The organism is Leptotrichia sp. HSP-342 (assembly GCF_041199995.1).
GTDB classification, from domain to species: Bacteria; Fusobacteriota; Fusobacteriia; order Fusobacteriales; family Leptotrichiaceae; genus Leptotrichia; species Leptotrichia mesophila.
Genome location: NZ_CP165646.1, coordinates 1425661 through 1447597, shown reverse-complemented (window position 1 = coordinate 1447597; position 21937 = coordinate 1425661). Strand labels below are relative to the sequence as shown.

General features: G+C 29.0%; 23 protein-coding genes. 18 read left to right on the top strand and 5 right to left on the bottom strand.

Annotation, left to right across the window (positions count from 1 at the left end; genetic code table 11):
- Positions 1 to 35: 35 nt before the first annotated feature.
- The 5 genes from trpD to AB8B23_RS07435 all read right to left on the bottom strand — a co-directional run bounded on the left by trpD (position 36) and on the right by AB8B23_RS07435 (position 7056).
- The gene (gene trpD, locus AB8B23_RS07455; protein ID WP_369712222.1) at positions 36 to 1682 is read right to left on the bottom strand and encodes an anthranilate phosphoribosyltransferase; all 1647 of its coding nucleotides are present in this window, start codon (positions 1680 to 1682) and stop codon (positions 36 to 38) included.
- A complete protein-coding gene (locus AB8B23_RS07450) occupies positions 1683 to 3017 on the bottom strand; it encodes an anthranilate synthase component I family protein (protein WP_369712221.1) in 1335 nt (444 codons plus the stop codon).
- Between the two features lie 841 nt (positions 3018 to 3858).
- Positions 3859 to 5151, bottom strand: coding sequence for a PTS cellobiose transporter subunit IIC (gene celB / locus AB8B23_RS07445; RefSeq protein ID WP_369712220.1), 1293 nt, complete (start codon positions 5149 to 5151; stop codon positions 3859 to 3861).
- Between the two features lie 151 nt (positions 5152 to 5302).
- The gene (locus AB8B23_RS07440; protein WP_021743867.1) at positions 5303 to 5608 is read right to left on the bottom strand and encodes a PTS sugar transporter subunit IIB; all 306 of its coding nucleotides are present in this window, start codon (positions 5606 to 5608) and stop codon (positions 5303 to 5305) included.
- 248 nt (positions 5609 to 5856) lie between these two features.
- Positions 5857 to 7056, bottom strand: coding sequence for a replication initiation protein (locus AB8B23_RS07435; RefSeq protein WP_369712219.1), 1200 nt, complete (start codon positions 7054 to 7056; stop codon positions 5857 to 5859).
- 297 nt (positions 7057 to 7353) lie between these two features.
- Here AB8B23_RS07435 and AB8B23_RS07430 point away from each other — a divergent pair, with 297 nt between their 5' ends.
- The 18 genes from AB8B23_RS07430 to AB8B23_RS07345 all read left to right on the top strand — a co-directional run bounded on the left by AB8B23_RS07430 (position 7354) and on the right by AB8B23_RS07345 (position 21879).
- Complete coding sequence (locus tag AB8B23_RS07430) at positions 7354 to 7680, top strand: PTS lactose/cellobiose transporter subunit IIA (protein WP_026746104.1); 327 nt, start codon at positions 7354 to 7356, stop codon at positions 7678 to 7680.
- 314 nt (positions 7681 to 7994) lie between these two features.
- Complete coding sequence (locus AB8B23_RS07425; protein WP_369712218.1) at positions 7995 to 9431, top strand: 6-phospho-beta-glucosidase; 1437 nt, start codon at positions 7995 to 7997, stop codon at positions 9429 to 9431.
- Between the two features lie 210 nt (positions 9432 to 9641).
- Positions 9642 to 10682 (top strand): Gfo/Idh/MocA family oxidoreductase, encoded by a 1041-nt coding sequence (locus AB8B23_RS07420; protein ID WP_369712217.1) that lies wholly within the window; start codon positions 9642 to 9644, stop codon positions 10680 to 10682.
- Between the two features lie 24 nt (positions 10683 to 10706).
- Positions 10707 to 11270, top strand: coding sequence for a sugar O-acetyltransferase (locus tag AB8B23_RS07415; protein ID WP_369712216.1), 564 nt, complete (start codon positions 10707 to 10709; stop codon positions 11268 to 11270).
- Between the two features lie 554 nt (positions 11271 to 11824).
- Positions 11825 to 12007 carry a hypothetical protein gene (locus AB8B23_RS07410; protein ID WP_369712215.1) on the top strand — a complete coding sequence of 61 codons (183 nt, stop codon included), beginning with the start codon at positions 11825 to 11827 and terminating at the stop codon, positions 12005 to 12007.
- A gap of 269 nt (positions 12008 to 12276) precedes the next feature.
- Complete coding sequence (gene pyrB / locus AB8B23_RS07405; protein WP_369712214.1) at positions 12277 to 13206, top strand: aspartate carbamoyltransferase; 930 nt, start codon at positions 12277 to 12279, stop codon at positions 13204 to 13206.
- A gap of 49 nt (positions 13207 to 13255) precedes the next feature.
- Positions 13256 to 13747, top strand: coding sequence for an aspartate carbamoyltransferase regulatory subunit (pyrI, locus tag AB8B23_RS07400; protein WP_369712213.1), 492 nt, complete (start codon positions 13256 to 13258; stop codon positions 13745 to 13747).
- A gap of 34 nt (positions 13748 to 13781) precedes the next feature.
- Positions 13782 to 14183, top strand: coding sequence for a hypothetical protein (locus AB8B23_RS07395; RefSeq protein ID WP_369712212.1), 402 nt, complete (start codon positions 13782 to 13784; stop codon positions 14181 to 14183).
- A gap of 1 nt (position 14184) precedes the next feature.
- Positions 14185 to 14925, top strand: a complete 741-nt coding sequence (gene pyrF / locus AB8B23_RS07390; protein ID WP_369712211.1) for an orotidine-5'-phosphate decarboxylase — start codon at positions 14185 to 14187, stop codon at positions 14923 to 14925.
- A 101-nt stretch (positions 14926 to 15026) separates the two neighbouring features.
- The gene (locus AB8B23_RS07385) at positions 15027 to 15452 is read left to right on the top strand and encodes a hypothetical protein (RefSeq protein ID WP_021743858.1); all 426 of its coding nucleotides are present in this window, start codon (positions 15027 to 15029) and stop codon (positions 15450 to 15452) included.
- Positions 15453 to 15563: 111 nt separating this feature from the next.
- A complete protein-coding gene (locus AB8B23_RS07380; protein WP_369712210.1) occupies positions 15564 to 16835 on the top strand; it encodes a dihydroorotase in 1272 nt (423 codons plus the stop codon).
- Positions 16836 to 16915: 80 nt separating this feature from the next.
- A complete protein-coding gene (gene pyrE, locus AB8B23_RS07375; RefSeq protein WP_369712209.1) occupies positions 16916 to 17545 on the top strand; it encodes an orotate phosphoribosyltransferase in 630 nt (209 codons plus the stop codon).
- A gap of 93 nt (positions 17546 to 17638) precedes the next feature.
- Positions 17639 to 17818 (top strand): hypothetical protein, encoded by a 180-nt coding sequence (locus tag AB8B23_RS07370; RefSeq protein WP_369712208.1) that lies wholly within the window; start codon positions 17639 to 17641, stop codon positions 17816 to 17818.
- Positions 17819 to 17963: 145 nt separating this feature from the next.
- The gene (locus tag AB8B23_RS07365; protein WP_369712207.1) at positions 17964 to 18836 is read left to right on the top strand and encodes a hypothetical protein; all 873 of its coding nucleotides are present in this window, start codon (positions 17964 to 17966) and stop codon (positions 18834 to 18836) included.
- A 68-nt stretch (positions 18837 to 18904) separates the two neighbouring features.
- The gene (locus tag AB8B23_RS07360; RefSeq protein ID WP_369712206.1) at positions 18905 to 19759 is read left to right on the top strand and encodes a hypothetical protein; all 855 of its coding nucleotides are present in this window, start codon (positions 18905 to 18907) and stop codon (positions 19757 to 19759) included.
- A gap of 266 nt (positions 19760 to 20025) precedes the next feature.
- On the top strand, positions 20026 to 20790 hold the full coding sequence (locus AB8B23_RS07355) for an SIMPL domain-containing protein (RefSeq protein WP_369712205.1): 765 nt from the start codon (positions 20026 to 20028) through the stop codon (positions 20788 to 20790).
- 92 nt (positions 20791 to 20882) lie between these two features.
- Positions 20883 to 21455 carry an elongation factor P gene (gene efp / locus AB8B23_RS07350; protein ID WP_147005751.1) on the top strand — a complete coding sequence of 191 codons (573 nt, stop codon included), beginning with the start codon at positions 20883 to 20885 and terminating at the stop codon, positions 21453 to 21455.
- 115 nt (positions 21456 to 21570) lie between these two features.
- A complete protein-coding gene (locus AB8B23_RS07345; protein ID WP_369712204.1) occupies positions 21571 to 21879 on the top strand; it encodes a DUF4298 domain-containing protein in 309 nt (102 codons plus the stop codon).
- Positions 21880 to 21937: the final 58 nt, after the last annotated feature.

The window sequence follows — 21937 nt, the reverse complement described above, 5'->3', positions numbered from 1 at the left end:
ACAAATTAGTAATTTTATCAATTATATCCAAAAAATTATTTTGTGATTTTCACATAATCTTTATAAAACTCATAAACCTTCCCACTCTCAATCGCTTCTAAAACCATATCCTTTGCTTTTGCAGGGTGATCCACCACATCCGCAGTATAAAGTGCGAACATTACATTTAATACAACAATATCAAATTTTGCTGATTTTTCTTCGCCTTTTAAGATTTTTATCAAAATTTCAGCATTTTCCTCTGGAGTTCCGCCTTCAATTTCAGAATGGAAAGCCCGCTTAAAGCCAAAACTTTCAGGAGAGATTGTATATTCGAGAATTTGTTCATCTTTTGCTTCAATAATTTTAGTGTCATCACAAATTGTTATTTCATCAAGCCCATCATTTCCACGAACAGCTAATGCATGTTTTCTTCCGAGTAATTGTAATGTTTCAGCGTATAATCTGTGTACAGGCTCGTGGTAAAGTCCAACCAATTGGTATTTTAATTTTGTGTTTGGATGAAGCAGTGGACCTAAAATGTTAAAGACAGTTCTGATTCCAAGACGGCCTCTAACTTCTCGTACTTCTCCAACTAATTTGTGGAAAAACGGGGCATGAAAGAAAGCAAGATTTTTTACGTGCAGTTTTTCAATTTGATTTGCAAGAGAGTTTTCAAGTGGTACTCCTAGTTTGTCAAGCACATCACTGCTTCCACTTTTACTTGAGATTGCACGGTTTCCATGTTTTGCAACATTTACTCCCATTGCTCCCAGAATAAATGCAACTGCTGTTGAAATATTTATTGTCTTGAATCCATCGCCGCCAGTTCCGCAAACATCAATCATATCAGAATCATCTTCAAAAGTTGTGCTGTATTCCAGAATATTTTTTACAAATGCTGTAAGCGATTCAGGATAAAGGCTTTTTTCTGAAATTAGTACAAGCAAAGCTCCAAGCTGTACAATGTCATAATTTTTACTGTCAATAATTTTACAGATTTCACGAAAATCAGTATCTGTCAATGCAATATTTTCCTGTAATTTTTTTAAATATTTATTCATATCTATAAAGTTTCCTTTCTCGTTAGTATTTTTAGAATTTTCATTATTTTGCAAAGTTTTTGAAACTTCAATATTCAAGAAGTTTCGTATCATATTTTTTCCATATTCAGTAAAAATTGATTCTGGATGAAACTGAATTCCAAAAATATTTTTACTTTTATGTTCCACAGCCATCGCAACCCCATCCTCAGACTTTGCCGTAACTTCAAGATCTTCTGGAATATCGTTAACATAAAGTGAATGATATCTCATAACTTTAAATTTTTTTGGCAAGTTTTTAAATAATACAGAATTCTCGGATAAAACTGTAATTTCTGAAGTTTTACCATGCAACGGATTTTCAAGCCTTTTTATTTCTCCACCAAAATTCATTCCAATTGCCTGATGTCCAAGACAAATTCCTAAAATTGGAATATTCCCCAGTTCATCAGTATTATTTAAAATTTCTAGGCAAATTCCGCTGTCCTTTGGATGTTTTGGACCTGGAGAAAAAATTATTTTGCTAGGATTCATTTTTTTTATATCATCAATTGTAATTGCGTCATTTCTAACAGTAATAACTTCATCATCAGTCATTTCCTTCAAATATTGCTCAACATTAAATACAAACGAATCATAATTGTCAATCGTTAAAATCATTTATTTCACATCCTTTCCACTTTTATTTTCATTGTTTTTATTTTTTTCTTCATTACAGAATTTTTTAAAAATGTTTAGCACAGAAGCTCTTTTATGGCAAATTTCATCATATTCTTTTTCTTTTACAGAATCAAACACAATTCCTGCTCCAGCCTGAATAAATACATTCCGAACCTCATCAACTTTATTCAAGTCGTAATTTTTATTTTCAAAAAATGCAGTACGAATAATAATCGCAAGCTGAACATCTCCATTAAATCTTAAGAATCCAATTCCGCCAGCATAAACATTTCTTTTAAATGTCTCGAGTTCTGAAATAATTTGCATAGCACGAATTTTTGGCGATCCAGAAAGCGTTCCCGCTGGAAGAGCCTGAGCGATAACTTCAAATATCGACACATCTTTTCGCTTTTTCCCGTAAACATCAGTTACAATGTGCATTACATGTTCATAATTCTTAATATGCATAAGATTTTTTACAACAACTGAGCCACTTTCTGCAAATTTCCCAATATCATTTCTAGCCAAGTCAACAAGCATTCTATGTTCAGCACATTCTTTTTCATCATTTAATAAGTCGTTTGCTAAAAATGCGTCTTCGTTAGCATCTTTTCCTCTGGGGCGAGTTCCAGCGATAGGAGCAATATAAATATTATCCGATGAAATATCAACCAGTATTTCAGGGCTAGAACCAACTATATCTCCATATTTCGTAGGAAAATGGTACATATACGGACTTGGATTTGCCTTTGACAATTTTTCATAAAAATCAAGAGAATCCATATTTGATGTAAGTTTTAACTGCTCGCTTAGAACAACTTGAAAAATATCTCCAGACTTAATATATTCCTTCGCTTCTTCAATAATTTCATAATAATGTAATTTTTCCTCTTCAAAATCTGTTTTTATATCATAAAATAAATCAGAATCATTAAATTTTTCAGAAATTTTATCATTTAAAAAATTAAAATATTTTTCTTTATCTCCATAAAAGGAAAATTCTTTACTAGTCTTTGAATAATGTAAATATGCCTTTGCATTGGCAAAAATAAATTGTGGAAATTTAAACTGCTCTTTTTCAATTTTTCCAATTTTTTCAAAAAAATGTATCGACTCATAAGCAAATGTCCCAAAAAGCCCTGCAAAAGGGGAAAGTCTTTTCTGTTTTACAAAAGAATTGTATATTTTTTTTAACGAGTCATAACTGTATTCATTAGAATCAAAATATTCACAGTCAATCCCAATAATAACTTGCCTTTCATCTTCAGCAAAATAGGAATTGCTAAATTTTTTTCTTATAATAGAGTAGTAATAAGTAGGTTTGTTTGTTAACATAAAATATCTCACTTTCTATATTATTGTATTTTTCTTTATTTATACTATTTTACAATCTATCCAACTATTAAAATATTCTTTAATTAAATTTTGCTTATTTAGTATTTTTAAAATGTAAAAACTACAACTTAAATATGATAATCTTTATAACTTAATGTAGATGTCGTGATTTTTTTGGAATGAAAACGATTGTTTGAGCGTTAGTGAGTTTCGTTTTCGTAGTAATCCAGATTTATCCAAATAATAAATGTTTTGACTACTTTCCCAAATAAAATTTGGGAATATTTCAAAAAAATGCTTAGACGAGCCAGGGATGCAAGGGAAATGGTGATTGATTTCCCTTGCTTATATAAAAAGAAAAAACATAGAATTATGAAAAACATTTATTAATAATAAGCAGTTTTTCATAATTTGAATAAAAATTCCTTATATGGATACTTAAAAATAAGATTTAATTTTTTTTAATTAAGATTATAAAATTAATTGTTATAGAATTTTATTTCTATTTTCTAAATGAGGTTTAGTGTTAGTTGAAATTTATAAAAAAATTCTCTTAAATCGTTTTACCGACTAAGAGAATTGTATAAAATAAAAGCATTGATTTTGTTTCACCAATGCTTTTTTCACAATATTTAATAATAGTAATTACAATAAATTTCAACATAGCTGGCAAAAAAATATTAAATTGTATTTAATTTTTTCCACCAAATCCAAGTTTGTTTAATCATTGTAATCACTCCTTAAAATTTTTATTTATTATTTTAATCTACAAATAATATACCACAAAAAATGTATTTTGTAAAATATATTTTATTAATTTAACCATAACTTTTGTTAATGATTAATTTGTACTTGCTGTACCGTTTTCTTCCTGCAATTTTTTATCATCCCATATTTTAAAGAATGGATAGTAAATAGCCGCTGTTATGAAGAAGTTTACTACTTGTATGGCTGCTCCTGTCCAATGGCTCGTTGCGAGAAAACCAGATATGAAAGGCGGCGTTGTCCAAGGCAAGGCAACTCCAGTTACTTTTGCAACTAACCCTGAATACATCGCTAGGTAAGTAACCATTACTGTAACTAACGGAGCCAGTATAAATGGAATGATTAAAATAGGGTTCATAACTATTGGAAGTCCAAATAAAATGGGTTCGTTAATATTGAAAAAAGCAGGACCAATTGCTAATTTACCAATTTCTTTAAGCTGTTTACTCTTAGAAAGGAAAAGAAGCATAATAGCAAGAGAGAAAGTTGTTCCAGAACCTCCCATATTATGAAAAATATCAAAGAACTGAGTTGTAACTATATTTGGAAGAGGTTTTCCAGCACTAAGTGCAATTCTATTCTGATCCATTAATGTATCCAGTACAGGTCTTGCTATACCTCCTGTTACTAGGTTTGAACCATGTATTCCAGCAGTCCATAGTAAATTAGTTATGAAAGAAAGTCCCATCATTCCAAAGAAAGATCCTCCTAATGCTGTAAGCGGTTTAGTTAATACCATTTCAACAACCTTATGGATATTTCCAAATGGAGAAACTTCAAATAAAATTCTTATTATTAATGAAATTAGAATAACAAAAAATCCTGGAATTAATGCAGCAAATGATTTTGATACTGCAGGTGGCACAGAATCAGGCATTTCAATAATAATGTTCTTTTTCACGATAAAGTTTACAATTTCTATTGCCAAAAGTGACATTATTATAGCTACAAATAATCCTCCGCTTCCCATACTAGGCAGTGGGATACCATTATGAAAAGGAGTTACCAGTAAAAATGCTAAAACTCCTAAGATTGTACTAGAAATTTCATCTAATTTATAATGTTGAGCCAATTTATATGAGATACCGATACACGCAATAAAGCCTAATAAATTAAATGTTACATCAACAGGATAGGATAACCATTTTGCGATAATTTCTCCAACTGCATTATATTTATAAAAATTAGCTAATGCTGGTATCGGCAAGTTTCCTAAAATCAAAAATACAGATCCTGCTATAATAAATGGCAATGTAATAACCATTCCATCTTTGATTGCCGCTAAATGTCTCTGATTAGCCACTTTTACAGCTACAGGCATTAATTTTTCTTCTAAAAATTGTGTAAATTTGTCCATAATGTTTGCCATATTAATTCCTCCTAAAAAATGATTATTCTAAAATTTAATATCTTCAATATGAAAAATAAATTTTCTTTTATAAAAACAAACACCGGTATCCATGGTTTAAAATCATTTTTACCGATATTTGAACTCTAACAAAAGTATAGTATAAATTGAGCTATTTAATTAAATTTAACGCTTGATCCAGAACTTTTGCCCCATTCATCATTCCATAGTCAACCATGTTAATTACATCTATATTAATGTTGTTTTCTTCAGCGATTTTTTTTGCTTCAGGTAAAGCATATTTAACTTGTGGTCCTAATAGAATAACATCAGCTTTTGGAAATTCTTCTTTTGCCTTATCAAGAGGTTCTGCCCAAATTTCAGCTTCAATTCCTCTTTTTTCAGCCTCAGCTTTCATTTTGTTTACTAATAGACTAGTAGACATTCCTGCTGCACAGCATAATAAAATTTTTTTCATTTTTAATCATCCTTTCTTCTTTCTTCTCTAAATTTATTTTTATTGTTTTATTTTCTTTCACATTCATAGTATACCACCAATTTTTTAGAAGTCAAATTTTATGAAAAAATAATATTTTTTCGTCTATAATCTGTTTTAAATATTGGAAAAATAAGTTTTTATAAAATAAAAACTAGAATAAACGATAAAAAAATATATATTTTTTCGTTTATTATTTTAAATGATTATTCCAAAAAAAAATAAAATTTTTATAGGAATTTTATGATTTTTATTTGGCTTTTAGAATTTTGGAAGTACTTTATATAGATTTTGAAGTCAGTAAAGCTCTGTTCCATTATCTGTTCATTTTTTAAAGTAAGAATTTCGTTAAAATATCCATCGTCAACTAGAATTCTAAGCTCATTTTCCAAATGATTCTGACGCATGAGATTGGATATATCAAGCTGAAGGAAAAAAGGAGTACGGTATTTTCTTTTTATGTTCAAAACCTCTGATTCATGTTTTAAGTTATTTTTTAAGGATTGTCCCAAATCAAGCAGCAAAACTTTTTTTAACTGCTTTTCTATATTGTTTTTAAATTGCTTTTTTGTAAAAATAACATTTGTATAAACGTAATCGTAATTTTTCTTCAAAATATACTTTTTTATCAATTCATAAGTGGCATGAAAATCTTTTATATCATTTTTTATCAAGTCCATAATGCTGTTTATATGCTGAACAAGTTCCCTGTTTTTCTCTTCGGAAGATTTACTGTTATCAATTATCTTAAAACGAATTTTTTCCACTTTATTATTTACATGTTCTCCAACCTTAATTTTTTCATAGACAACCTTAATGTCAGAAAAAAGATTTATAGTTTCAATTGCTTTTTTTAAGATCTGTTTCTCAAAGTCAAAAAAACGCTCATATTTATCCCCAGTATCAAACATTTCTTTTAGTCTTTCTAATGTAATTACAGTATCATTATTATAATTTTTATCAGAAATTAAATAAGCATAAAAATTATAAGTAGCCTCATCTCCCATAAAAACCAGAAAATCAAATCTAAGAAGTGAGAATAAAGTATTATTTTTCCTAGCATTTTGAATTTCTCTTGCAAATTGAAATTCAATTTTGGAATAAACAATATTGTAAGACACCAAAATTGGAAATCGTCCGTAAAGTACAATTTTATCATTACTAAAAATTGAGAACTCCAGCTTTTTCACTTGTAAATTATCCAAAAATTTTTTCAATTGCTCAAATGTAGAAAATTTAAGCACATCTAATATTTCATTTAAATCAACATCTTGTAAAATAGTCGCTTTCTCAAATTTTTCCAGCAACTTATATTCCATAAAAAGAAACTTTAAAAAATATTTTTCTTTTTTATTCAATACTTTTGAAAATGAAATTTTTATTTTTTTATTTTCTAAAAAATGTTTGTTAATTGGTGCATAAATATCCATAATATGATTTTTCTCCTTTAATAAAGATTTTGTGAAATATTTTATTATAAATTTATATTTTTTTAAAATTTTCAATATATATTATACACGAAAAAAGATGTAATTGTAAATCGTTTATTTTCATAGAATATCGGATTTATGCTTTAATTAATAATAAAATTAATAAAAATAGACGAAAAATGAATTAAAAGTATGAAAAATTGACATACAGGGAAACGTGTGTTATAACAAAATTAAGAAGAAATTTTAATATAAAATTTGATAAAACTAAAAAATAATTATTTAGGAGGATTTACTATGGCTGAAGAAATATTGGATATTGAAATGATTGCAATGACATTGATTGGACAGGCAGGAGAAACTAAAAGTTTGGCTTATCAGGCTATGAATGCGGCGAAGGCAGGGAAGTTTGATGAAGCGGAAGAATTTATGAAGCAATCTACTGAGGAAATGCTGAAGGCACATGAATTACAGACAGATTTGATTGTAAGGGAAGCTGGAGGAGAAAAAATTGATGTTGGATTAATTATGGTACATTCACAGGATCACTTGATGACGGCAATTTTGTTTAAGGAACTGGCAAAGGAATTTATTGAAGTGTACAAGAGATTGGAACAAAAATAGTTTTGAACTGAATTTTGAAATATATTAAACAGGACAATTGCGTATAAAAATATTATTTTATGTGTGAATGTCCTGTATTCATAATAAAGGGATTTAGATTAAACTTCGTTGAATAAGAAAGTTATTAAAGACTTTTTTTACAAGGGATAAAAACCAATATTCCAAAATAATTAAATATAACTTTTGCTTTTTTATAGGAAAGTATTAATTAGAAGGCAATGATAAAGCAGTAAAAATTGAAAAATGATGTACTAATGAAAGTTGATGAATTTTTACAAAATGCTATCTTACAAATACAATTTAGGAGGGTGAAAATGATAAATAAAGGATTTCCAGAAGGATTTCTGTGGGGAGGAGCGGTTGCTGCTCATCAGCTTGAAGGTGGATGGAATCAAGGTGGAAAAGGACCAAGCACAGCGGATGTAATGACTGCTGGAGCACACGGAGTTCCTAGAGAAATTACTGATGGAATAATAGAAGGAAAAAATTATCCAAATCATGAAGCAATAGACTTTTATCATAGATATAAGGAAGATGTGGCATTGTTTGCAGAAATGGGATTTAAATGTTTTAGAACTTCTATCGGATGGAGCAGAATTTTTCCTAATGGAGATGATGAACAGCCAAATGAGGCAGGACTGCAATTTTATGATGATTTGTTTGATGAATTATTAAAATATGGAATTGAGCCTGTAATTACATTGTCACACTTTGAGATTCCGTATAATCTTGTAAAAAATTATGGTGGATTTAGAAGCAGAAAAGTAATTGATTTTTTTGAAAAGTTTGCAATTACCGTTTTTGAAAGATATAAAAATAAAGTAAAATACTGGATGACATTTAATGAAATTAATAATCAGGCTTCAAATCTTGATGTTGATATATTTGCATTTACTTGTTCTGGAGTTACTTACAAAGATGGCGAAAACCGTGAGGAAACAATGTATCAAGTCGTTCATAATGAGCTTGTTGCAAGTGCGAGAGCCGTCAGAGCTGGTAAGAAAATAAATCCTAATTTTGAAATTGGATGTATGGTTGCATTTGTACCAATCTATCCATATTCATGCAATCCTGACGATATGATGAAATCTGTAGAAGAAATGCATAAGAGATGGCATTTTCTTGATGTTCATGTAAGAGGGGAGTATCCTGCCTACACTAAGAAAATGTGGGAAAGAAAAGGATTTAATATTCATATTGAGCCGCAGGATCTGATTGAACTGAAGGAAGGAACAGTTGATTATATTGGATTTAGCTATTATATGTCGTCAGTTGACAAGGCAGATAAATCAGATGTGGAAAGTGGGGACAAATTAGTTGGAAGTGTTAAAAACCCATACATAAAAGAATCTGACTGGGGCTGGCCAATTGATCCTGTTGGACTTCGATACGCTCTTAACGTAATGTACGAAAGATACAACAAACCTTTATTTATTGTAGAAAATGGTTTTGGAGCAATTGATGTGAAGGATGAAAAAGGCGAAGTTCATGATGATTATAGAATTGATTATTTAAGAAGACACATTGAAGAAATGCAGAAAGCGATTGAAATTGATGGTGTGGAACTTTTGGGATATACTCCTTGGGGATGTATTGACTTGGTTTCTTTTACAACTGGAGAAATGAAAAAACGATACGGATTTATTTATGTGGATAAAAATAACGATGGAAGCGGAACGCTGGAAAGAAGTAAAAAAGATTCATTTTACTGGTATAAAAAAGTAATTGAAAGTAATGGAAAGGAATTGTAAAAGATACTAAAGAATTATAAATTGTTTAAAAGGGAAATTTTTAGAATAAAAATCATTTTGTGATATTTTATTTGACTATATTATATAGTACTTTAAAATAAATCTTGGTTTGAAGTGAGAGTAGAGAATTAGGCTATATACAGCTAATTCACTTTTTTACGTATTTTTTACTCTAGTTTTTTATAATACTGATTAGAAAGGGTGATTTTTATGATGACGATAGGAATTATTGGAAATGGAAAAAGTGCAAACAGATACCATCTGCCATTTTTACTGCAAAGAAAAGATAAAATAAAAGTGAAGACCATTGTTACAAATAATTTGGAAAATAAGACTTGGAAGAGAATAGACGGGATTCATTATACTGATAAAATTGAAGAACTGTATAATGATTCTGAAATTGATTTGGTTGTTATCTGCCTAAGATCCGACTTACATTATAAATACGCTAAAGAAGTGCTGGAATATGGTAAGAACTGTCTTGTGGAAAAACCTTTTGTTGAAACATTGGAAGAAGCACAGGAGTTATTTAGGTTAGCTAAGGAAAAAGGTCTAATTGTGCAGCCTTATCACAATAGAAGATTTGACAGCGATTTCTTGACTACAATGAAAGTGATTGAAAGCGGGAAATTAGGAGAGATTTTGGAAATTGAGTCTAATTATGATTATTACAGGGCAGAAGTGCCTGAAAATGTGAAGGAATATGATGGAAAACTGGCAAATACATTTTTATATGGGCATGGGACGCATGTCTTGGATCAGATAATTTCACGATACGGTAACCCTGATAAAGTACATTATGATGTAAGGCAGCTTCTTGGGACAAATCGGATGAATGACTATTATGATATGGACTTATTTTACGAAAGGGAAAATGGAAAAAGTTTAAAAGTCAGTGTAAAAGGAAGCTACTTTAGGATAAAACCTAGAGCCTCATTTATCGTATATGGAACTAAAGGGTGCTTTATAAAAGAAACGGAGGATAGACAAGAAGAACATTTGAAGTTATTTTATATGCCAGACAATGTAGATTTTGGAATAGATTTGCCAAAACATTATGGAACGCTAATTTATTATGATGAAAAAGGAAATTATCATGAGGAAAAAGTAATTTCTGAAAAAGGTGATTATGGTAGAGTTTATGATGACTTGTATGAGGCAATAAAAAATGGGAAAGAAAAAACTGTTAAGGATGAGGAAATACTTTGTCAGATAAAAATTCTGGAAGAGGGAAGTAAGGACTTAAAATAGTTTTTAAAAAGTAAAGGAGGGAAAATGACAGAACTGGAAAAATTAAAAGCGGGACTAGAATATAATTTTTATGATAAAGAAGTGGCAGGTATAAAAGGAAATGCATTGAAAAAATGTCAAATACTCAATTCGATTGATCCGATGGATAATGAAAAACAGCTTGCCGCTATAAAGGATCTTTTTGGAACAGTAAAAAATAATGCTTCTGTGCAGCCATTTTTCAACTGTGATAATGGGAAAAATATTCATGTGGGAGAAGATTTTTTAGCAAATTACAATGTTACAATTCTGGATATTGCAGAAGTTAGAATTGGAGATTACTGTATGATTGGGCCTAATACATTAATAACAACAGTGGGACATCCGATTTCTCCAAAAGGACGACGGGAAAGAAAAGCACAGGGAATGCCAGTAAATATAGGAAATGATGTTTGGATTGGTGGCAACTGCACAATTTTGCCTGGTGTTACGATAGGAAATAATGTTGTTATTGCGGCTGGGGCAGTTGTTACAAAAGATGTACCTGATAATAGTGTTGTGGGTGGAGTTCCTGCGAAAGTTATAAAACAAATTGAAAATGATTTGTAAAATGGAAAAAATACGACTATTGAATAGGAGAATAAAATTATAATGATAATAAAAAAATAAGTGAAATTTTAGAAAAGCTATACTCTTTTCTATTAAAAAGAAATAATATAAAAAGAAATTTCATAACTATTATTTTTAAAACTTTAGATAGTGTCATACAAGAATATAGTAAATATTTTGTTTTAAAAAAAATGGGCATTTTTTTATATATAAGTATATTTTATTTAATTTTAGTATTAAAGCATATTTTGTTAAAAAAATTCAAACTTACAAATAAAGAGTTAATATTAGTAATAGTAGTAGCTTTTTTGCCATTAATGATGATGTTATTAAAATAGTTTTTTTATAGAAAATAAAGAGGGAGTTTTAATTTTTCCCTCTATTTTTATTTGTATCAAAGTTTTTAAAGTTATACTAAACCTCATTTAAATAAGGAATTTATTACAAATTTTTCTAATTAAAGGATATAAACTTAATATTTTCAAATGATTAAAACATAATTTTCACTTTTTAAACAGATTCTAGTATAAATTAATCCGTCGGAGCATTTTTCTGTGCTGGCAAAACTGTCTGAGCATAGCGAGTTTTTTGTCAGTGTAGAAAAATGTTGTAGACTAGCCATAGGTTATTGCGTAGCAATCTTGCCAAATATTTTGATTATCAGGATAAACCTTTACTGCAAGATAAGGATTTGCGGCAATGAGCAATCCTACGAAAATAAAAAAGAAAAAACATAGTAATATGAAAAAATATTTATTAATAAAATGTCCAAAAAATAATAAAAAACAATTTAGTTGAATGATTATGAATTAATTATCAAACAACTCTATTATAAAAATTTATTCCTATTTTCAAAAGGGGGCTTAGTATTAAATATAGTAATTATGATTATTTAATTTTATCCAAGCATATAAAAAAATTATTATTCAAAGAAAAGTTTGCAAATGGTATTAAAATTTGTTATCATAAATTTAGGAAAAAATAAGAATTCAAGGGAGAGATAGTGGTGAAAAATATTATTTCTATGAATGATATGGGGAAAAAGGAAATTCTTGATATTTTAGAGCTGGCAAGGAAGATTGAAGACTGTTCGGAAGAGGAAAAATTTAAGTTTTTGCGTGGGAAAATAATTTCTACTTTGTTTTTTGAGCCAAGTACACGTACTAAAATGTCGTTTGAATCTGCTGCAATAGGGCTTGGAGCAAATGTTTTATCATTACCGCCTGTGGAGCAGTCGTCTGTAAAAAAAGGGGAATCCTTTAGAGATACAATAAAAATGGTGGAAGCGTATTCAGACGTAATAGTTGTAAGACACCCGTTTGACGGAGCAGCTCGGCTTGCCTCAGAAACATCACGAAAACCTGTAATTAATGCAGGAGATGGCTCTAATCAGCACCCTAGTCAAACTTTACTTGATTTGTACACAATTCTGGAGGAAAAAGGCACACTTGAAAATTTACAAATTGCATTTGTTGGAGACTTGAAGTATGGAAGGACAGTTCATTCATTAGTAAAGGCACTTACGCATTTTAAACCGATAATTTATTTTGTAGCACCACAAATTTTGCAAATGCCTGATTATTTATTGGAAGATCTGAAAAAAAATGGGATAAAATATGAAATTTTAGAGGATTTTAGAGATTGTCTTGATAAAATTGATGTTTTTTACATGACTCGGATTCAGAAGGAAAGATTTCCAGATATTGAAGATTATGAGAAAGTAAGGGGTATTTATGTTATAAACCGTGAAAATATCGAAGGAAAATGTAAAGATGATATGATAATTTTGCATCCTTTGCCAAGAGTAGACGAAATTGATACAAATTTAGACAACACAAAATATGCTTTATATTTTAAACAGGCTAAAAATGGGATTCCTGTAAGGCAGGCAATGATGATGACTGTTTTAAAAAAAGACAAGGAGTTTTTTCTGTAAATTTATTATTTTAAAATAGAAAATTTATATTCTAAGAAAGGAAAAGGTTATGTCTGAAAGAAGAGAATTACTGATACGAGCAATAAAACATGGAATTGTAATAGATCACATCCCGTCAGAAAAAGTTTTTGCAATTGTAGAAATTTTAAAATTAAAGGAATATAGCGAAAGAATCACAGTCGCAACAAATATGCCAAGCAGTTCACTTGGGAGAAAAGGGATTATAAAGATTGAGGAAAAAATATTAGAAGAAAAGGAATTAAACAATATTTCACTGCTAGCTCCAAATGTTACAATAAACATAATTGACAATTATGAAGTTGTAGAAAAGTCGAAATTAGAAAAATTGGATAAAGTTATCGGACTTATGAAATGTGATAATCCAAAATGTATTTCAAATCACGAAAATATTGAAACAAAATTTATTCGTATAAAAGAAGATTCTGAAAATTTGGATAAAAATAATTTGGAAGAAAAATCGAAATATAAATGTTTTTATTGTGAAAAAGTAATTTTGGAAGATGAAATACAAATTCAATAATTTAAGAATAGTTTATTAAAGAAAGGAAAGGTCAATGCCTAAAATAATTATAGAATCAAAAATATCTTCTAATGGTGCAGGAGATAGGTTTAAATTAAAAATAAATGATGAAAAAATTGTAGAAGTAAAATTTAATGAAAAAACAGAAATTGATGTAGACTATGGAGAACAGACACTTCAAGTATGCAATAATTTTTTAATAAAAACTCCTAAAAAAGTTATAAATGTGGAATCAGATAATCAAAACTACAGAATAACACTTCATTTTAAAGCATGGGGAATTATTTTTGTCTTTCAGATTTTAATGGCAGCATTAATTATGAATATACATCAAACAGCTGTTTTTATTGCAATTTCAATATTTATTTTAGAAATTTTGATTCTAATTTTTATGGGAATGTTTGAAATAAAGGAAGTTAAAAGGAAGGAAGATTAGAATGGCTAGAATTGATGAGAGAGCAAAAGATAGAATATTTGTTGCACTAGATTATGATAACATGGAAGATGCGAAAAGACTTGTAGAGAAGCTTGGAGATAATATTTCAATGTATAAAGTTGGACTTGAGAGTTATCTTAATACAGATGGAAAATTAATAGATTATTTGCACGAAAAGGGGAAAAAGGTATTTTTGGATTTAAAATTTCACGATATTACAAACACTGTAAAAATGGCTTGTGCGAATGCTATTAAAAAAAATGTATTTATGTTTAATATTCATTGTTCAAATGGAAGCAAAACTATGAAGGAAGTTGCTGAATTGGTAAAGGAAAGTAAATCAGAAAGCCTTTTAATTGGAGTGACAATTTTGACAAACTTGGGAGAAAATGACATTTTTGAAATGTTTAAAAATGACTTGAAATTAGAGGAAATTGTTTTGAATCTTGCAACACTTGCTAGAAACAATGGAATGCATGGAATTGTGTGTTCACCACAGGAGGCAAAGGGTGTAAAGGAAAAATTAGGAGAGAAATTCGTAACAGTCTGTCCTGGGGTACGTCCTAAATTTACATTAAATGCTGATGGGAAAAGTAATGATGACCAGACACGAATTATGACGCCAGCAGATGCGATAAAACAGGGGGTAGATTTTCTTGTAGTCGGGCGTCCAATAACTAGGGCTGTAAATCCAGCAGAAAGTGCAAAATTAATTTTGGAGGAAATTTCAGAAGCATTATAAATTTTATAAATTTTTACAAAAATAATTACAAATATTGTAAAGATATGGTAAAATAATTAAGTAAACTTATAAAAATAAAATGATATAGAAGGAGAAAAATTATGAAAAACAAAGCATTATTACTATTATTAGGAGTATTTTTAACAAGTCAGGCAGCATATAGTGAAATTAAGAATACAAAAGCTCAAACACCAAAGAAAATAGAAGTAAAACAAGTTCAAAATGAAGAAACTGAAAAATCTACTGTAGAAGAAGTCTCTAAAGTACAAAAAAATTATGAGGAAGTAGAAAGTGCAACTCCAGAAACATTGACTTCATCACCAGAAAATAATGAAATAAAGGCAGAAGATATAAGATCAGCTGCACCTGCAAGAACAGAAAAAAAGAAAAAACCTGTTAAGACAAAACGACAAAAAGCAGAAGAAAAAAGTAGAAAAAATACAGAAAAAGATCTTTCTGCAGATGAAAAAATGAGACTTCAACTTATAAGAATGGAAAGAATGTTAAAAAGTTTAGAAGGAAAATAAAAAACTCGATACTCTAGTAAAGCTCCTTCAGTATATTCAAAAATAAATTTGTTTAATTTTATTGTATAATTAAAGGAGTTTGAGTCTATTTTATAAAATTTAGGAGCAAAAATGGAAGATGATAAAATTATCATTCTAAAAAATGGAATAGATATTTTTGGAAAAAAAATTGAAATTTTGATAAATGGAGAAATTATTGAAAAAATTTCTGAAAATATTGATGAAAGTAGATTTAAAAATAATGAAAATGCACGAATTATTGATATTGAAGGAAAGTTAGTAATGCCAGGAGTTATAGATGTGCATACACACATGAGAGAGCCGGGAATTACGTACAAAGAGGATTTTACAACAGGTTCACGTGCGTGTGCCAAAGCTGGTATTACGACTTTTTATGATATGCCAAACACGATTCCTACGACCACAACGTTGGAAAATTTGCTGGAAAAGAAAAAATTAGCGAGTAAAAAGTCAATTGTAAATTTTGGATTCCATTTCGGTGGAAGTAAAAATGATAATATTGAGGAAATAAAAAAGGTTTTGAGAAATGGCGAAGCTAATACAGTAAAAATTTTTATGAATGTAACGACTGGAGAGATGCTTATCAAAGATGATAAAATCTTGAAAAAGGTATTTGAAAATTCTGAATTGGTACTGGTTCACACTGAGAATGAAATGATTGACAAGGCAATAGAATTAAATAAAAATTGTGGAAAAGGGCTTTATGTCTGTCATATCCCATCAGAAAATGAATTGAAAAAAGTTATAAATGCCAAAAAAAATGATGATTTGAATACAAAAGAACATCCAATTTATGCTGAAGTTACCCCTCATCATTTATTTTTAAATACTGAGATTCGTGAAAGTACAGAGCGGAATAAAATGCTTCTAAGAATGAAACCTGAATTAAGAGAAAAATCTGATAATGAATTTTTGTGGGAGGCAATAAATCAAGGAGAAGTTGATACAATTGGAACAGATCACGCACCACATCTAATAAGTGAAAAATTGGAAAAAATTACATTTGGAATGCCAGGAGTCGAAACTTCACTTGCACTTATGATAAATGCCTCTAACGAAGGGAAAATATCACTTGAAACAATACAAAAGTTAATGTGTGAAAATCCTGCAAAAATAATGAAAATTGAAAAAAGAGGAAAGCTACAGGAAGGTTTTTTTGCCGATATAATTGTAGTTGATACACAAAAAGAGTGGATTGTAGGTGTAGATGACACAATTGAGTCAAAATGTGGCTGGACTCCTTATAAAAACTGGAAATTAAAAGGAAAAAACACAATGACAATTGTAAATGGAAAAATTATTTATGAAAATGGGAAAATTAATGATATTCATAAAGGAAAAGAAATTAAATTTTCAGAGTAAATAGTTTACCTATATATTAATAACTGATAAATAGTCTTAGAAATAAAACAAAAAATCAAAATTTGAAAGGAAATGATAAAATGGCTAATTTAACATTGGAAGAAAAAGTGGCAAAGGCATTATTTGATGTGAAGGCAGTAAAAATCAATGTAGGAGAGCCTTTTACATTTGCATCTGGAATAAAGAGTCCAATTTATTGCGATAATCGTTATGTATTAGGATTTTCAGACGAGAGAGATATAATTGTAGAAGCATTTGTTGAAAGAATTGACAAAAATGTGGATGTGATTGTAGGAGTTGCAACTGCTGGAATACCTTGGGCTGCATTTATTGCTGATAGAATGAAAAAACCTCTTGCATATGTGAGAAATAAACCAAAAGATCATGGCGCAGGAAAACAGATTGAAGGTTCAGAGGTTAAAGGGAAAAAAGTCGTTGTAATTGAAGATTTGATTACAACAGGTAAAAGCAGCCTTATTGCAGTTGATGTGCTTCAAAAGGAAGAAGTGAAGGAACTAGAAGTAAAATCAATTTTTTCTTATGGATTTGACAGTGCAAAAGCAAATTATGCGAAATACAATTGTAAATTCAGTTCACTTTCAAATTTTGATGTTTTAATAAAATTATTGGCTCAAACGGATTATTTGACACAGGAAGAAGCAAAAATTGCTTTGGAATGGAGTAAAAATCCTGAAAAATGGGGAAGATAATATTTTCTAAAATAAATTATTTAAAAAATTTTGAAAATCCAAAATAAAGTATTAAAAGAAGCACAATAGCTAGCTGGAAAATCAAATGATAAAGTGGATAAACAAAGTATTAAATTTTTAAAAGAAGCAATAAATGAGAAATTAAATGACAACAATTTAAAGTATTTAGAAGAAACATTTGATATGGTATATGTAAAGCAAAATAGAAATTGGGAATTAGAAAGCGACAATCCACAATTTAATAGAGTGATGTTATTCAATTATCAAATGTAGAATACAATTATCTAATTTTTTCTAATTAAATCAATTATAATTATTACAGTAAAAAATATTCTGCTAAAATAACTTGAAAATTTTAAGATATCATGGTATAATAATTACTGTAAAAGATGGATATGATTTTTAGGAGGAATATATTATGGATAATAAAAAATTTAATGAACAATCAAAAGAGGAATTAGAAAAAGAAATTCAAGAATTAAAACGTCAGAAAGAAATACGGGAACTTCAAAAACAAAAAGAAGAACTTGAAAAGACAATGTTTGGAAGTATAGGAGGAAGTACAGACGAAAAGCATGAAGAAGTCAAGGAAAAAAATGAAGTGAATGAAAAAGAAGAAATAAAATCATTCTCGAATAAGAAAATTATGATTTTATCAGGTATAGCAGCATTATTTATCGTTATTATAGGTTCAGGAATTTTTTATATTAATGCACAAAACAAGAAAAAAAAGGAAAGTGCAAAAAAATCAGCAGTTTCGACAATCTTACAAAGTCAGAATATGGCAAGTATAACAACATCGCAAACAAATACAGCCGGAGGAAGTGGAAAAGAAGCGGCAGAAAACACATTAAAAGAAGTGATTGATATTTTACAGAAGGGTGATTATTCATCGATAACAACAGATAAAAATGAACTTGATTCAATGAATTTATTTAAGGAAGCATACAAAAAAATTAACTACAAAATAAATAATGCAACTGAAACTCAAGGAAAAGTTGTTTTAAATGTAACAATGAAGTATCCTGATTTATCAGAAATAAAGACACTCGTTAATAAAAAAGCGGCTGATAATGCACAACAGTTGAAAGGGAAATCGGAAGAGGCAATAGAACAGCAAACGATGAAATGGATGAAGGAATTAATTGACCAAAAATTAAATGATTCCAATTTAAAATATTCTGAGAAAACGTTTGATTTGACATATACAAATGTAAATGGTGAATGGACTCAATCTGATGAAGCAAATTCAGATTTTAATAAAGTGATGACATTTAACCTGGATATGTAGAAGAATCTAATGATTACAGTATAAAAATTACTGTTATTAAATATTGTTAATCTTTATGGGAGGATATTATGGATGACAACCAATTTGGTGAAAATGTAAAAGAGCAGTTGGAAAAAGAAATAGAAGAATTGAAACGTCAGAAGGAAATCCAGGATTTACAAAAACAGAAGGAAGAGCTGGAAAAAACAGTTTATGGTGGTGGTGCAGGAAGTAGTGCTACAAATACAAGTAAAGCGGAAAAACCTATTAGAAATACAAGTGACCCAAAAGGAAATGAGCAGGAAGATGAAGAAGAGTATGTTGAAGAAAAATATATTTCAAATAGAATGACAACAATTTTAGCAGCTGCAGTTGCAATATTTATTGTTTTAGTTGGATCTGGAATTTTTTATCTAAGAAGCCAGAATAAGAAGAAAAAAGAAAATCTGAAAAAAGAAATGGCAGCAATATCACAAAATCAAAATATACCAGCTGTAACAAATATACAAACTCCTGAAACTGTGCAACAGCAAGAACCAAAAAAAGTAGAACAGCCAAAAGTTGAAGAAAAAAAAGAGACACCTAAGGAAAGTAACGAAAAATTAGTTGTAAAAAGTCCAGTAGGTGTAAAAAAAGGAAGTTATTGTATAAACCCAAGTGCTAGTGAATCAGCATTTGATACTGATACTGTAGAAGATTCATATGCAGAGCATGGATACATGGCTGATATCTCGTTTCAGGACTGTGTAATTAACAATGGAAGTTCTTTAAGACATACAGGGCCTGTAACAGTAACTGTAAATCTTGCTGAAGAAAAAAATTATAATGCTGTTATGAATAGAAGCAAATGGTATTTGGAAAACGGCCAAATTAGAAGAGTAAGTGGAAGTGACAGTACATCTTTATATTTTAATGGATGGCTAATGTATAAACAAAGTAATTAATCAAAAAATATAATTATAAATCAAGGGTAGAAGTTATTGCCCTTGTTTTGTTATATAGATTTTAGAATTTTTAATAAAAAATTTCGATATATAATTGACTTTTTTTGGAAAATAATCTATAATTTGATAGAACTCTTGCATATATAATTTAGTATTGGATTACTGAAATAAAATAATTTTGGTAAAAATTTTAAAAATAAAATTATCTTAGTTTTAAGTAATTTAAATTATGTAGCAGGTTTTAAAGTTCAGAAAAGGAGTAAAAATTGAAAAAAATACAATTTATAATAATTCCTACGATATTATCCTTTGGATTAATAATATCTGCGGCATTAATTTCAAATGCCATGAACAAAGCAAATAAAGATGAAAACAGAATTACAGTAAAAGGAGTTGCAGAACGTAGAATAAAAGCTGATAAGGCGCTTATAAACATTGTAATCTCTGAAAAAAGCGAAAATATTGATGAATTAAAAAAAATAATATCAGAAAAAGAAAAATTGGCAACTGATTTAATTAAAAATCTAAAAATTGATGGAAATGATTATAGTATTGGAAATCTAAGAATTCAGCCAAATTATATTGAAAGTTCATCAAATGTAAAACAGCAGGGAACAATAAATTCAGGAACAGTTCCACAGAGTGTTAAAATTTCTGATTATGAGGGAGTTGAAACAATTTCTATTGTAACAAAGAATATTGATAAAGTTGAAGAATTTTTTCAAAAATTATTAGAACTAAAGCTACAAAGTAACAATATTCAAATAAACGAGCCAGAATTTTTTATAACGAATATCGAAAGATATAAAAAAGATATGGTAGTAGATGCTTCTCGAAATGCTGAAATAAGAGCAATTGAGATGTTAAAAGTAAACAACAATGAAATTGGTGGACTAAAAAATATTAGTCAAGGACAATTTGAGATACTAGAAGATACAGAAGATGTGAGAAAAATTAATGAAAATGAGGCTAATCAAATTTATAAAAAAATGAGAGTAGTAGTAACTGCAACTTATTTGATAAAATATTAGTTAGGGAAATCAAGTTTATTTTTAGAATAAATAGTAAATTAAGTTAAAAAATAAATCATAAAATAAAGTAAAAATTTAGGAGGAAAAAATTAATGAAACCAGCAGCAGAATTAAGACAAGGAAGTACATATAGAAAGGATAATATTCCATATTTAATACTAAAAGCTGAAAGACATCAGTCAACATCAGGAAAAAGACAAAGAGCAGCAGAAGTAAAATTTAAAACAAAAGAGTTAATCTCAGGAAAAATACAAGAAATCACAGTTTTAGCAACTGAACTTATGGACGATATTATTCTTGATAGAAATCAAATGCAATTTTTATATGAAACTGATGGAGAATATAATTTCATGGATCAGGAATCTTTTGAGCAAATTACTTTATCAGCTGAAGATTTAGGAGATGCAGTAAATTTCTTGGAAGAAGAAATGATTATCCAAGTATTGATGTACGAAGGAACTCCAGTTGGTGTAGAATTACCAAATACGGTAATTAGAGAAGTAACTTATACAGAACCAGGATTAAAGGGTGATACAATTGGACGTGCGACAAAACCAGCAACTGTATCTACAGGGTATGAATTGCAAGTGCCTTTATTCGTAGCAATTGGAGATAAAATCAAAATTGACACGAGAACTGGTGAATATATTGAAAGAGCAAATTAATAACAATTCAGAATTATAATAATAAAAAATGCAGCTATCGAAAAAACGGTAGCTTTTTTTGAAAAGACAAGAAAAAATTAACAAAAAATTAAAATTCAAAAAAGAGGTAAACTTTATGAAAAATGATAAAATAAAAAGAGTTGAAAAAATGGAAAAAATTATGGATAAATCAGCGGATATTTTTAGAGAGTTGAATGAAGCATTAGACAAACTGGAAGAAAATTTAACAGATTATAAAAAACTGGATGAATATTACAGCAGCGAAAACTGGTTTTTAGATGTAGAAGACTTTAATAACGGTGTTTTGCCACAAGACTTGAAATGTGGAGTTTTGAGCGAAGACGGAGCTTATAATTTGTTTGGGGAAAACCATGAACTGGCAATTAGGATGGTAGAGATTGCAGCTAGGATGTTGAGAAGATAACAAACTCTGAATTTATGAAGATTTGAGTGAATATAATTTAGAATATTTTTAAATTTAA

What these genes read in the sequence shown, in the direction of transcription:
- trpD (WP_369712222.1), bottom strand. Translation starts at nt 1,682, where the DNA reads ATGATTTTAACGATTGACAATTATGATTCGTTTGTATTTAATGTTGAG.
- AB8B23_RS07450 (WP_369712221.1), bottom strand. Translation starts at nt 3,017, where the DNA reads ATGTTAACAAACAAACCTACTTATTACTACTCTATTATAAGAAAAAAA.
- celB (WP_369712220.1), bottom strand. Translation starts at nt 5,151, where the DNA reads ATGGCAAACATTATGGACAAATTTACACAATTTTTAGAAGAAAAATTA.
- AB8B23_RS07440 (WP_021743867.1), bottom strand. Translation starts at nt 5,608, where the DNA reads ATGAAAAAAATTTTATTATGCTGTGCAGCAGGAATGTCTACTAGTCTA.
- AB8B23_RS07435 (WP_369712219.1), bottom strand. Translation starts at nt 7,056, where the DNA reads ATGGATATTTATGCACCAATTAACAAACATTTTTTAGAAAATAAAAAA.
- AB8B23_RS07430 (WP_026746104.1), top strand. Translation starts at nt 7,354, where the DNA reads ATGGCTGAAGAAATATTGGATATTGAAATGATTGCAATGACATTGATT.
- AB8B23_RS07425 (WP_369712218.1), top strand. Translation starts at nt 7,995, where the DNA reads ATGATAAATAAAGGATTTCCAGAAGGATTTCTGTGGGGAGGAGCGGTT.
- AB8B23_RS07420 (WP_369712217.1), top strand. Translation starts at nt 9,642, where the DNA reads ATGATGACGATAGGAATTATTGGAAATGGAAAAAGTGCAAACAGATAC.
- AB8B23_RS07415 (WP_369712216.1), top strand. Translation starts at nt 10,707, where the DNA reads ATGACAGAACTGGAAAAATTAAAAGCGGGACTAGAATATAATTTTTAT.
- pyrI (WP_369712213.1), top strand. Translation starts at nt 13,256, where the DNA reads ATGTCTGAAAGAAGAGAATTACTGATACGAGCAATAAAACATGGAATT.
- AB8B23_RS07395 (WP_369712212.1), top strand. Translation starts at nt 13,782, where the DNA reads ATGCCTAAAATAATTATAGAATCAAAAATATCTTCTAATGGTGCAGGA.
- pyrF (WP_369712211.1), top strand. Translation starts at nt 14,185, where the DNA reads ATGGCTAGAATTGATGAGAGAGCAAAAGATAGAATATTTGTTGCACTA.
- AB8B23_RS07385 (WP_021743858.1), top strand. Translation starts at nt 15,027, where the DNA reads ATGAAAAACAAAGCATTATTACTATTATTAGGAGTATTTTTAACAAGT.
- AB8B23_RS07380 (WP_369712210.1), top strand. Translation starts at nt 15,564, where the DNA reads ATGGAAGATGATAAAATTATCATTCTAAAAAATGGAATAGATATTTTT.
- pyrE (WP_369712209.1), top strand. Translation starts at nt 16,916, where the DNA reads ATGGCTAATTTAACATTGGAAGAAAAAGTGGCAAAGGCATTATTTGAT.
- AB8B23_RS07365 (WP_369712207.1), top strand. Translation starts at nt 17,964, where the DNA reads ATGGATAATAAAAAATTTAATGAACAATCAAAAGAGGAATTAGAAAAA.
- AB8B23_RS07360 (WP_369712206.1), top strand. Translation starts at nt 18,905, where the DNA reads ATGGATGACAACCAATTTGGTGAAAATGTAAAAGAGCAGTTGGAAAAA.
- efp (WP_147005751.1), top strand. Translation starts at nt 20,883, where the DNA reads ATGAAACCAGCAGCAGAATTAAGACAAGGAAGTACATATAGAAAGGAT.
- AB8B23_RS07345 (WP_369712204.1), top strand. Translation starts at nt 21,571, where the DNA reads ATGAAAAATGATAAAATAAAAAGAGTTGAAAAAATGGAAAAAATTATG.